We start from the raw sequence: 12,148 nt of genomic DNA on the forward strand, positions 1-12,148 counted from the left end.
ATATCCCTTGTGCTTAACCCTCTTGCATATAGTGAGATAACTTTTTCTTCGATTCCAGAGATGTCCCTGCAGTATTTGGGTACAATTGCAGGCTCAAACTCCCCATTCCTGTCTCGTGGAATATCCAGCTTAAGTTCGCCCAGTGTACTTTTCACAGTTTTAGGGTAGTGACCGTTTCGTTTGTTATCAGTATTGGCTTCGTTTTTCTGGTTTTTATCGTATCCAAGGGAAACATCCAGTTCCGCTTCCAAAAGTTCTTGAAGCAGGTCTTTAAAGCTCTCCTTGAGCAGAGCAGAAACGTCACCAACGCTTTTTAAGTCATTTTCTTTGATAATTTGTCGTAATACTTCAGTTTTTTAAGTTCTTTATGTGTGCTGGTTTTACTTCTTGATATTGCCGTAATTGTGGCAACTAATAAAATGGAATACCGTACACATGCATTAGAGATTTCTTTAAAAAAGGTTTTAGGATATAGTTTATTTGAAAGACATAAAAAACTTATCCTGCGAAATATTTTTACAGATGTAGTTACAATTTCCATGCTTGGTATTGCAAGTCTATTTATGAGTCATTTAAGTATGCTGATTTGTATTATTACTGGGCTTGTAATTACAGGAATTGAATTAGCCATTATTTTGAAAAATATTATTTTGGTTGAGAAGCAGAATATACAAAAGGCATTGAAAGGGGGCTGCTTATGATTGCAATTACCAGTTCTGATAAGTCCTTTGAGGATAAGATTTTAACTAAAAGCCTTCATACAGCCAGTAAGTTTATTATACGGAGGATGAAGGCTTTTAGAAATATATGACAAATTGATAGCTACTGTATGGCAAAATCTAAGCTTCCTTGAAAATCCAGTTCCATTACAGAAAAATAATTACCGAGGAGCCAATACAATTGGCTGTAACTGTTCCCCAGCTAGAGCTGCCCGTAAAGTATCTTCAATTAAATCAAAATGAGAGACCATAGAATTTGGTTTCTGTTTATAATTATCCTGGCCAAAAGGAACGAAGTAAATATGTTTCATATTCATTAACGAACCAATGTTAGTAAAATTAATGCCTAAAGAATCATTGCTGGATAGGAAAATGATTAAAGGCTTTCCATTTCTTAAATGTCCTTTTGCAGCCATTAATACAGGTGTATCTGTAATACCGTGGCAAAGTTTCGCAAGAGTATTGCCAGTGCATGGGGCAATAATCATTAAATCAAGTTTGTTCTTTGGTCCAAGAGGCTCTGCTGCTGGAATTGTCAGAACCGGTTTATTTAAAGTTATTTTCTCAAGTGTCTCCATAAAATCCTGTGGATGCCCAAACCGGCTATCAAGTGTCTGGGCACTATCCGAAAAAATAGGAATTACGTTAATGTTATGTGCAACAAGCGATTCGATCTGTTCAATCATCTGTTTATAGGTACAAAAAGACCCAGTCATTGCAACACCAACAGTGCAATCTTCCAATTTCATGAAACCACTTCTTTCTTACAGGAAAGGTTACGAAAGAGATTCAAGTTTTGCAACAAGTGCGTCAGTTAGAATTCCTGCTGAGGATTTTGGTGCATATTTTCCAGGTAATCCAAGACAAAGCTCTGTTTTTAGTCCAAGTTTAGAAGCAGCATCCGTATCAAAACATCCAGGATTAGAGGAGATGTCAATTAAGGTTGCATCCACAGAAACCTCTTTTAATAAACTTTCATCAAAATATTGAGCTGGAATAGTATTAAAAATAAATGAAAACTCACTTAGTGAGTTTGGCATACATTCAAATGGCAAAGTATCAAAGCCAGCTGTCTTGGCTTGTGCCAGCACTATTTTTCTTCTGGCACAAACAGTTACTTTGGCATCCAGTCCTTTCAGTTTAGCAGCTAAAACACTGCCGCATTTTCCGTATCCCAGAACTAGACATGTGCTATTACATAGGTTAATCTGGCTTCGCATAATTGCTTCGGCAATAGTACCTTCAGCAGTTGCAATAGCATTAAGAACTGCAACCTCATCCATTTCCATAAAATCAACATGCTTGATGGAATGTACACCACAGAAACGCTTAATACATGGTGTGATAGCACCACCAAAAATAATGTGTGAAGGTCTGAGACAAGTAAGAAAATTCTGAATCTCCAGATCCTTCGCCTCATAAGCTGAATTTATGGTAAGCTGTGTTTTGGAAAAAGGTACGGGTCCAACAATCACATCAGCATAATCGAGAGCTTCCTGTAACGAATTTACGATTGTAACACGTGAAAAAGTACCAGCTTGTGGAACACAGTAAGCAGCTGCATCATATCCTCTATTGGTCAGTTCTTTTATCATATAGGAAAGTCTTAAATCACCACCAATAAATGAAATTCTAGAATATTTTGCATTTTTAATATTTGACATGTTTAGAACCCCCTTCTTCTATAAGTATATGTGTGGGGGATAGGTTGGTGATTATTTATAAGAAGGAAAATGTACCTATAAACAATCACCATTTTAGGAACATATTAGGAGCAAAAAACTACATAAGAAACAGGGATAAAATCACGGTAATAATGCCAGATACGCTTATTGCAATTCCACTCATGGCACCCTGGACTTCCCCAAGTTCTATGGCTTTGCTAGTACCAACAGCATGGCTTGCAGTACCCAATGCTACGCCTTGTACTACTTCATGGTCAAAGTGGAAGAGTTTAATCAGAAATGGTCCTAAAACAGCTCCAAGTACACCAGTAATAACGACAATGGCTACCGTAATAGATGGAATTCCGCCAAGCTGTTCACTGATTTCTACTGCAATGGCGGTAGTTACGGATTTTGGAATCAAAGAGGATAAAATGCTATTTTTCATAGAGAATAATTTGCATAATCCATACACACTGCCTATGGAAGCTAAACTGCCAAATAAACAGCCAGCAAAGATAGGAAGGAAATATTTTTTTAGGATTTTAACCTGCTTATAAATGGAATATCCGAGCACAGCAGTTGCAGGTCCGATTAGCATATTTATAATATTGCCCCCTTTCTGGTAGGCTTCTAGAGGAATGTCAAAAACCTGTAAAGTGGTAATGATAAGAGCAATTGCTATCAAAAGAGGATTGACAAGGGCGTTTTTCGTTTTTCTGTTAAGATATAATCCAATTTGAAATGCCAATATAGTAAGAGCAATTCCAAAAAGGGGATTTTGATAAATATTATCCATTATGCTTTTCCTCCTTTTTATTCATTCGCTTTATAAAAAAGGAAACGGTATATCCTGTTACAGCAAAAGTGAATATGGTTGTAAATAGTGTAATGATAAACAAAGGCAGCAGAACCCCTTTTATGAGTTCGTATTTTTCAATAATGGCAGCGCCAGCAGGAATAAAGAAAAAGGCCATAGTGTTAAGTAAAAAGTCAGAAACTTTATCAATGTGGTGTGTCTTTATTATGCCTGGCATAAGCAAAAGGAATAGGAGCAGCAGGCTGATAACGCTGGAAGGAAAGGCAAATGGCAAGAGAGCAGATATGACTTCCCCACAGATGCATAAAAAGAAAATAAGAAGCAGCTGTTTTAAAATGTCCATAATTTCATTCTCCTTAGTAGTAAAATCCAGCCAGTTTAGTAAGAAAATAATTGGCTGGTTATGTAGTTTCTGATACAGTTTAGTATTAGAGAAACAGTAAAAATATATCACAAAATGTTATGAAAAACAAGGAAGATATAGAAAGCAGCTGGTTTTCAATCAATAAATTCCACAATAATAAATTCCTGCTTTACTGATTTAAAATGTAAAAGAACAATTTGACTTAGCTGGTGAAAGATGGTATACTGATTACATTGTGAGACATCGCAATGATTATTTATTATTTGGAGGAATTATTATGAACAAAGGTACCGTAAAATGGTTCAACAATCAAAAAGGATATGGTTTTATTTCAGATGAAGCTGGAAGTGACATCTTTGTACATTACACAGGATTAAACATGGATGGCTTCAAATCCCTTGAAGAAGGCCAGGCAGTTGAATTTGATGTTGTTGATGGTGCTAAAGGACCTCAGGCAACTAACGTAACAATTGCGTAATCAAAGGTAGTTTACAGTGTACCTTTATTCTTATAGATTTTAAAGTTTGATTATGATTTGATTTTTAAGTTTATACGGATTAAGTGTTATATTGTTAGAACGAAGTTGATTAAAAAAGGTTATCCCTCAGGATAACCTTTTTTATGTTGTAAACTTAAGTTTGGCTATGTAAACTGCATAAAAGAATCTGTATAAACTAAGACACTAGGAGAAGAAGGATAAAATAATGAGAAAAGAGATATTGAGATTTTCCTATGAGAAACTGTTTCAGTCAACGGACTTCTGGAAGCAGATTAAGCAGCTGAATATTAATGTAGACTTTTTAGAAGCTAGACGTTTTTTCGCCACCTGCAGGCCAATTCGTGGCATGATGCTTTCTTATGAGCGAAAAGATGTGGAACAGGGGCTAGTGAGAATACAGGAAAATCAGATTATTCTATCGGATGTATCTCTAACTTGTGATGTATTGAAAGAGTTTGCATCATTTCCCATAAAATCAGCTATGGCATATCTGATTTCATGTAGTCCAGATTCCTATGAAAATTATGGAGCTGGGGAACTGAATTATCATTTTATCCAAAATGCATGTATGGATCGAGTAAGAAATCTGATGATGCAGAATTTCAGGATGTTTGTAAAAAAAGAATATGAAACAGAGGACTCTATTTGTTTTTCTAAAGGAGTAGGACCAGGATATTTTGGCATGCCTATGACAGAAGGGAAAAAGATATATACGTTACTGCACGGTGAAGAAATCGATGTTTTCTACAAAGGAGAAATGATGTATCCACTAAAATCAACCATAGGTGCTATGTTTAGTTATAAAGCAGAAGAACCATTAAAATTGGATCCTTGTGCATATTGCCAGGCAGCAGCTAAGGACTGCAGGTACTGTGGCGAGTATAAAAATATACCGTAAATGGGTAAGAATACTTGCGTTACAGACTGGTTTTGTTATAATGAAAAGTGGAAAAAGCACAAGAAAATCAGTGAGGTACATGGAATGAAACTAGGTATCCAAAAAATATTTCAGGAATTGGCTAGTTATGTAGATTTCCCAACGATTGTTTTTATTAATGAAACGGGTAAGATTATTGGAAAAAACAGAAGTGCTAGTGAAATTATCGGTGAGAAGTGCAAATATTTAAAAGAGGTTATGAGCACAGAAGTAGAAGCCAGATTTCGCCATGCGATTATTGAGCAGGAAAAGCAGGTTTTCTATAACGTAAAAGTTTTAGAAAAAGAACAGAGTATAGAGATCGATATGCAGGTAAATGTAATCCTGTATGAGAAACAGCATGTTACCATTTGTTTTTTTGAACAGTCTTATAAGATGATGTATGACAAGTATATGTCACTTTTAGTACCAAGATTATTTTATAAAACCAGTCAATGTGATTTTATAATGGCGAATCGGCATTTTATGGCAGACAATAATTTAGAAACTGCAAATGGTGTCCGAAATGAAGATTTTTTAGAAGAAGAAGTTTGCAAGTTTGTTTCATTATCAGAAGAAAACGTAATTCGCAGTAAGCAGGCAGAGTTTAATGTAGTACATACTATTAAACTGAAATGGAAACAGGAGAAAGATTATTTTATCCGGCTGAATCTAGTACCAGTGCTGGACCGCAATGGAGAAGCAGTAGGGCTGCTTGGCAATTACAATATTATTTTAAGCCGGGATGAATACAAAGGATTATTTGATACAGTCCTTAGGCAGAAACAGATGTTAAGCCGTATCGTTAGCCAGCAAGGAAAATATACAGTTGCCTGTAGAATGGAAGAAGGATGGCCAATTGAGTATGTGTCTTCAAATTTCGCAGAGTTTGGTTACCCTATTCATGAAGTGTATAGTGGTATCATGAAGTGGGCTAGGCTCGTTCATCCAGCAGATTTAGAACGTGTTAAGAAGGAATTGGACTTGTATATGAAGGAGCCTGCTGGAAAACTCCCATTTTTAGTATATCGGATTCGAAAAGGGAATGGAAGGTATGTATGGATTGAAGATATCACATATTCAATAATTTCAGAGAGAAACACATATCTAAGAGAAGGCATGTTTTATGTTTTTCCAGAAGAGTGTTATAAAGAATTAGAAAAGAAATATGAGAGAGGTGCAGAAAATGAAGGTAACAGTTAAACCATTTGGAAAATTGGAGACAGGTGAACAGGTCAATGTTTACACACTAAAGAACAAAAATGGCATGGAAGTATCTTGTATCAGCTACGGGGCTATCATTAAAAATATCTTAGTGCCAGATAAAAACGGAAATGTGAAGGACGTTGTCCTTGGTTATGATAAGTTAGAAGGTTATGTAAAAGATAGTTCAGGACAAGGTGCTTTTATTGGAAGACATGCTAACCGTATTAAAGATGCGAGATTTGAGATAAATGGGACAGCATATCAGATTCAAAAGAATGAAAAAGAAAATAATCTTCATAGTGGAACCCCAGCTTATAATAAGGTGATCTATGAAGCAGATACGTTTGAAGAAGAGGATTCTGTATCCGTAGAATTTTCAAGACTAAGCAAAGACATGGAACAAGGATTCCCTGGAAATCTTGATATTACCATAACTTATACATTAACAGAGGAGAATGAGTTTGTTATGGAATATATGGCTGTATCCGATAAAGATACCGTAATTAATTTTACAAACCACTCATACTTCAATCTGGCAGGCCACAATAGCGGTTCTGTACTAGACCACAAAGTAGAATTGTATGCAGATCAGTTTACTCCTACAGATGATGAATTAATTCCAACAGGGGAATTCTGTGATGTAGAAGGAACCCCTATGGATTTCCGTACAATGAAGAAAATCGGACAGGATATTCATGCAGATTACAAACCTTTAAAACAAGGAAAGGGATACGATCATAACTTTGTTCTTAGACCAAATCAAGGCGAAGATGCAGAATTAATTGCAAAATACTGGGAGGAAGAGAGCGGAAGGCTTATGGAAGTTTACACCGATCGTCCAGGCGTGCAGATCTATACTGCCAATAACCTAGAAGAAGATAACGCAAAAGATGGAGCAAGCTACAGGCCATACGATGCAATTTGTTTTGAAACACAGAATTTTCCTAATGCAGTGAATACACCAAACTTCCCAAATGCTATTTTAAAAGCAGAAGAGGAATTTAACTCAGTAACAGTTTATAAATTCTTAACGAAATGATAGAAAAAAGAAATGCTCCCCTGAAAGAACAATGGATCATTCAAGTAAGGGGAGCATTTTATGTTAAAATAATCTTTTATTTTGTACCATAGATTCTATCGCCAGCGTCACCTAAGCCAGGTAAAATGTAACCATTTTCGTTAAGACGTTCATCTAATGCACCAATGAAAACATCTACATCTGGATGAGCTTCCTGTAACGCTTTTACTCCTTCAGGAGCAGCAATTAAACATAAGAAATGAATTTTTGTAATTCCTCTTTGTTTTAGGTTGTTAATAGCTGCGATAGCAGAACCGCCAGTTGCAAGCATTGGATCTACTACAAAAATTTCACGATCTGCGGCATCGTGAGGTAATTTACAAAAATATTCAACTGGTTCAAGTGTTTCTTCATTACGGTACATGCCAATATGTCCAACTTTGGCATTGGGAATCAGGTTTAAAATACCGTCTGCCATATGAAGGCCGGCACGGAGAATTGGAACGATACATAATTTTTTACCCGCAATTTCTTTTACAGTTGTTTTTACTAACGGGGTTTCTATTTCAATATCTTCTAAAGGAAGTTCTCTAGTTGCTTCATAGCAGATAAGCATTGCAACTTCAGAAACCAGATCACGAAATTCCTTTGTTGATGTATGTTTCATTCTCATGATTCCAATTTTGTGCTGAATCAGTGGGTGGTTCATGACTGTTATTTTTGACATATGTTTCCCTCCGGTTATATAAATTTTGTATTTTTGCATTTCTGAATATTATAACACTTATAGAAATATATGAAAAGAGGGAAAAAATAATAGAACTTATCTGTTTATATGAAAAGAGTCCACAATAGAATGCCGAAAAATCAAAAAATAATGGGATGGAAAGTTGGCAGATGCTAAAAACAATTTAGTGGCATCTGAATAATATATTACTAGAATAGCTTATAATATAATATTAGCAAAAAACAGGAATACCGAGACAAGGAAGGTTGGTGAAGAGTTTGTCAAGTGTGTTCAAAAAGCTTATCACAAAAGAGTTAGGAGCAAGTCGTTATAATAAGTATTTCTTTTGTTATCAAAAGTTAATTATAGAAAAAAAATATGACAGTACCAAACTAAGCAACAAAGAGATTCACGATGATATTTATAATATTCTAAAAGATCGTGACATAGCAACATTGCAGAAAATGCTAGAACGTCTGCTTGATTGTATGCATTTGGCATTATCAATTAGTAAGCAATATCTGTTTGTTCTGATTGCTTACATTCTTACCATAATTATAATTCTGTCACAAGGATTTTTGTGGTGGATTAGTTTAGGTAGTATTGCTGTCCTTACGATTAGTTTTTTATATAAAACATTCGAGTTTGTTGTAAATAAATACTGTTTCATTGATGCACACATTATTCTGGTTTACAAGTCTGTACTGGATGAGCTGATTCTTATGAGAGTAAGACAGCAGACGGAATAACTGGCTGTATCATAAGTATTCTGCCTCTGGCTTTTTAGCCAGAGGTATTTTAAATTGCTAGGGCATGGGTAAGGAAGCCAGGCTTTGTTTTAAATGGGAAAATTTTATGTTTATGTTACAGAATATAATCTTTATCCGGGTTAAGGTGTTCTTTTTTGATTCCTCCAGTCATATGTTCTGCTCTTTGTGAGCAAAACTGGCACGGAATACAGAATCATCCCCATACTTTTGTCGTATCTGGTCAATGGCTTTTTCTAAATGGCTCTGGCGTACAAACATATCCATATCAAAAATATTTAGCTGCTGGTTCCCTTAAAATGTCCATAAAAGCCTTGGAGCTTTTTTCATATAACTCATAACGTGGTGGTACAATAACAAGATCGGGACATTTCTTTACTTTATATGAAATTGTAAATTTATCATAATATTCGAACGCATGTTTGCAAATCCTAAACAAGTTACCAGAAATAGTATAAAAATAAATAAAATGCTTGACGGATTTATAAGGAAATGCGTAATATGGACATAATAAAAGTAAGATTGAAGGAGAACAGGAAGAGAGCGATATGATAGAACAAGGTAAATTTCTAGAAATGTTAAAAGAAATTATGGAAGTGGCAAAAGTGCAGGAAAACCGCATTTCCAAGGATAAACTGGCAAAGCTTTTAGGTGATGTTGAACTTTCCGAGCAGCAGTTTGAAGCTGTATATGCATATCTTGCAGAAAATAAAATAGAAGTAGAAGGTTTTGTGTACGTGCCACCGAGAAAAGAAATAGAAGTTCCCGAAGAAGAAAAAGCAACAGAAGAGGATTCTGTTTTTTTGAAAATGTATAAAGAAGAACTTCAGGAAGTGGAGCATTTATCAAAAGAAGAGAAAGAATTGTTTTTACAAGAGCTTTCAAAGGGAGAAGACAGAAACCAGAAGCGTCTGATTAATGGATTCCTCCACGACGTTATTACAATTGTACAGAAGTATAAAAACAAAGGTGTCCGTGTGGAAGACCTGATTCAGGAAGGGAATATGGCGGCAGTTATGGCAATAGACCGTCTTTTGGAATCAGGAGAGGCGGTGGATGAGGCTTATATGCTTACTGTAATCGAAGATGCTATCGTTACAGCCATTGACGAAGAAACCAGCCAAGAATCCGAAGAAGATACCATTGTGGCAAAAGCCAATCTGATTCGTGAAGCCGCAAAACATTTAGAAGAAGATATGGGACGAGCTCCATCTGTGAAAGAACTAGAAGACTATACGAAGATTTCAGAAGAAGAAATCCGGGACATCCTAAATCTATCAAAAGAAAAATAAGATTTTATTCACTACTTGTTTTTCAAATTCTTGTAAACTATAATGGAAGGGGAGAAAGAAAACTTTGGTACTGGGGGACGAAATCCCGTAGTACCAAAGCCATGATAATTTATCTTTTCTGAGTACTTTAGGTTCGCCTGAGTGTAAGAGTAAGAGATCATAAGACAGGTAGAAGATATGTATCAGCTGCTTATGGAAACATAAAATAGGCAGCTGTTTTTCTGCAACGAAGCACAGCAAAGGAGGATAAGGAATGGACACAAAGATCGCTCTCATTGGCATCATTGTAGAAGAAACAGAAGCAGTAGAGAGAGTAAACCAGCTGCTTCACGTGCATAGCCAGTATATTGTAGGAAGAATGGGACTTCCTTATCGGGAAAAAGGGGTAAATATTATCTCAGTTGTAATTGACGCATCAGAAAACATAATCAGCAGCTTGTCAGGTAAATTAGGTATGATTCAAGGCATTTCCGTAAAAAGTGTTCAGGCAAAGGTGAAACAGTAAAGGAGAAATGGAAATGTATAACGTAATGTCACCAAAGGCAGAAGAATTTATTGATCACGAAGAAATATTAGCAAGCCTTACATATGCCCAAGAGAACAAAAACAACAGAGAATTAATTGAAGCTATTTTGGAGAAAGCCAGAGCCTGTCGAGGCATAAGCCACAGAGAAGCACTGGTTCTGTTAGACTGTGAGTTAGAGGAACAGAATCAGAAAATGTTTGATCTGGCAATGGAAATCAAACAGAAATTTTATGGAAACCGTATTGTCATGTTTGCACCACTATATCTTTCCAATTACTGTATCAACAGCTGTGTATATTGTCCATATCATGCAAAGAACAAACACATCTGCCGAAAGAAACTGACACAGGAAGAAATCAAAAAAGAGGTAGTAGCACTTCAGGATATGGGGCACAAAAGACTGGCACTGGAGACAGGAGAAGACCCTGTCAATAATCCAATTGAGTATGTCCTAGAAAGCATCAAGACCATTTACGGCATCAAACATAAAAATGGAGCAATCCGCCGTGTCAATGTAAACATTGCCGCTACAACGGTTGAGAATTACAAAAGATTAAAAGATGCGGGAATCGGCACTTATATTTTATTCCAAGAGACCTATCACAAAGAAAATTATGAAAAGCTTCATCCGGCAGGACCAAAACACGACTACGCTTATCATACAGAAGCCATGGATCGTGCCATGGAAGGCGGAATCGACGATGTAGGGTTAGGCGTTTTATTTGGCCTTAACATGTACCGTTACGATTTTACTGGTCTTTTAATGCATGCAGAACACTTAGAAGCTTACAAAGGCGTTGGGCCACACACTATCAGCGTGCCAAGAATCCGCCACGCTGACGACATTGATCCAGGAGAATTTTCCGACGCCATAAATGATGACATTTTCGCTAAATTAGTAGCAGTGCTTCGAGTGGCTGTACCATATACGGGATTGATTATTTCCACACGTGAGTCCGTAAAATCAAGAGAACGGGTATTAAAATATGGAGTATCCCAGATTAGCGGCGGTTCCAGAACTAGTGTAGGAGGCTACGCCGAAGAAGAACCAGAGGAAGAAAATTCAGCACAGTTTGACGTAAATGACAACCGTACACTGGATCAGGTGGTAAAATGGCTCTTGGACTTAGGATACGTGCCTAGTTTCTGTACAGCATGTTACCGAGAAGGCCGTACTGGTGACCGTTTTATGAAACTTGTAAAATCTGGACAGATTGCAAACTGCTGTCTGCCAAATGCCCTTATGACCTTGGAAGAATATTTACAGGATTATGCAGCCCAAGAAACAAAATGTATAGGAGAAAAGGTAATCCAAGAGGAAATAAAAGGGATTCAAAATCTGTTAATACGCCAGCGTACAATGGAAAAAATAGAAAAAATACAAGAAGGTGAGAGGGACTTCCGCTTTTAAAAGTGGCTTGCAGCAAGGGATTTGGCTATGTATACAAGAAATACAAGATATAGTGAGTAGAATGGAATGAACACAATATATAGTGATGAGTATAGACAAGACCATCTAAATGTGTTATAATCAAGGAGCTGTTTTCGTAATATTACTGATATATTTTGAAAACAGCTTTTATGTGTTACAAGGTGGGAAATGCCTTAAAGTGAATAATGCCAGGAGGTG

General features: G+C 36.4%; 15 protein-coding genes. 9 read left to right on the forward strand and 6 right to left on the reverse strand.

The genetic code is table 11. The features are described from left to right. Positions 1-335, reverse strand: a 335-nt coding sequence (locus BMY85_RS13540) for a transposase (RefSeq protein ID WP_177180801.1), incomplete at its 3' end; no start/stop codon positions are given. 36 nt (positions 336-371) lie between these two features. On the opposite strand from BMY85_RS13540, the gene BMY85_RS13545 reads away from it, so the two are divergent. Further along, complete coding sequence (locus tag BMY85_RS13545; protein WP_092478803.1) at positions 372-701, forward strand: DUF1430 domain-containing protein; 330 nt, start codon at positions 372-374, stop codon at positions 699-701. Between the two features lie 179 nt (positions 702-880). Here BMY85_RS13545 and BMY85_RS13550 read toward each other — a convergent pair whose 3' ends face one another. The 4 genes from BMY85_RS13550 to BMY85_RS13565 all read right to left on the reverse strand — a co-directional run bounded on the left by BMY85_RS13550 (position 881) and on the right by BMY85_RS13565 (position 3,546). Beyond that, positions 881-1,468, reverse strand: a complete 588-nt coding sequence (locus tag BMY85_RS13550) for a dipicolinate synthase subunit B (RefSeq protein ID WP_092478804.1) — start codon at positions 1,466-1,468, stop codon at positions 881-883. 27 nt (positions 1,469-1,495) lie between these two features. After that, on the reverse strand, positions 1,496-2,383 hold the full coding sequence (dpsA, locus tag BMY85_RS13555; protein ID WP_092478805.1) for a dipicolinate synthase subunit DpsA: 888 nt from the start codon (positions 2,381-2,383) through the stop codon (positions 1,496-1,498). Between the two features lie 118 nt (positions 2,384-2,501). Then, positions 2,502-3,182: an LrgB family protein gene (locus BMY85_RS13560; RefSeq protein ID WP_092478806.1), complete on the reverse strand. Its 681-nt coding sequence runs from the start codon at positions 3,180-3,182 to the stop codon at positions 2,502-2,504. Continuing rightward, a complete protein-coding gene (locus BMY85_RS13565) occupies positions 3,175-3,546 on the reverse strand; it encodes a CidA/LrgA family protein (RefSeq protein WP_092478807.1) in 372 nt (123 codons plus the stop codon). The genes BMY85_RS13560 and BMY85_RS13565 overlap by 8 nt, the downstream gene beginning before the upstream one ends. 298 nt (positions 3,547-3,844) lie before the next feature. Here BMY85_RS13565 and BMY85_RS13570 point away from each other — a divergent pair, with 298 nt between their 5' ends. The 4 genes from BMY85_RS13570 (at position 3,845) to BMY85_RS13585 (ending at position 7,227) form a co-directional block, all read left to right on the forward strand. Beyond that, entirely contained in the window at positions 3,845-4,045 is a 201-nt protein-coding gene (locus BMY85_RS13570; RefSeq protein ID WP_092478808.1) for a cold-shock protein, read from the forward strand. Between the two features lie 226 nt (positions 4,046-4,271). Then, positions 4,272-4,964, forward strand: coding sequence for a hypothetical protein (locus BMY85_RS13575; protein ID WP_092478809.1), 693 nt, complete (start codon positions 4,272-4,274; stop codon positions 4,962-4,964). Further along, complete coding sequence (locus BMY85_RS13580) at positions 4,965-6,185, forward strand: PAS domain-containing protein (RefSeq protein ID WP_092478810.1); 1,221 nt, start codon at positions 4,965-4,967, stop codon at positions 6,183-6,185. Next, positions 6,169-7,227 (forward strand): aldose epimerase family protein, encoded by a 1,059-nt coding sequence (locus BMY85_RS13585; RefSeq protein WP_092478811.1) that lies wholly within the window; start codon positions 6,169-6,171, stop codon positions 7,225-7,227. Before BMY85_RS13580 ends, BMY85_RS13585 begins: the two co-directional genes overlap by 17 nt. A gap of 76 nt (positions 7,228-7,303) precedes the next feature. On the opposite strand, the gene upp is transcribed toward BMY85_RS13585, so the two are convergent. Continuing rightward, positions 7,304-7,933 carry a uracil phosphoribosyltransferase gene (gene upp / locus BMY85_RS13590; protein WP_092478812.1) on the reverse strand — a complete coding sequence of 210 codons (630 nt, stop codon included), beginning with the start codon at positions 7,931-7,933 and terminating at the stop codon, positions 7,304-7,306. 269 nt (positions 7,934-8,202) lie between these two features. Here upp and BMY85_RS13595 point away from each other — a divergent pair, with 269 nt between their 5' ends. The 4 genes from BMY85_RS13595 (at position 8,203) to hydG (ending at position 11,929) form a co-directional block, all read left to right on the forward strand. Then, positions 8,203-8,682, forward strand: a complete 480-nt coding sequence (locus tag BMY85_RS13595; RefSeq protein ID WP_092478813.1) for a hypothetical protein — start codon at positions 8,203-8,205, stop codon at positions 8,680-8,682. A 566-nt stretch (positions 8,683-9,248) separates the two neighbouring features. Further along, a complete protein-coding gene (locus BMY85_RS13600; protein WP_092478814.1) occupies positions 9,249-9,992 on the forward strand; it encodes a sigma factor in 744 nt (247 codons plus the stop codon). A 253-nt stretch (positions 9,993-10,245) separates the two neighbouring features. Continuing rightward, the gene (locus BMY85_RS13605; protein WP_092478815.1) at positions 10,246-10,497 is read left to right on the forward strand and encodes a TM1266 family iron-only hydrogenase system putative regulator; all 252 of its coding nucleotides are present in this window, start codon (positions 10,246-10,248) and stop codon (positions 10,495-10,497) included. 13 nt (positions 10,498-10,510) lie between these two features. Continuing rightward, positions 10,511-11,929: a [FeFe] hydrogenase H-cluster radical SAM maturase HydG gene (gene hydG, locus BMY85_RS13610; protein WP_092478816.1), complete on the forward strand. Its 1,419-nt coding sequence runs from the start codon at positions 10,511-10,513 to the stop codon at positions 11,927-11,929. Positions 11,930-12,148: the final 219 nt, after the last annotated feature.

Source organism: [Clostridium] polysaccharolyticum, assembly GCF_900111595.1.
GTDB lineage: Bacteria > Bacillota > Clostridia > Lachnospirales > Lachnospiraceae > Clostridium_AI > Clostridium_AI polysaccharolyticum.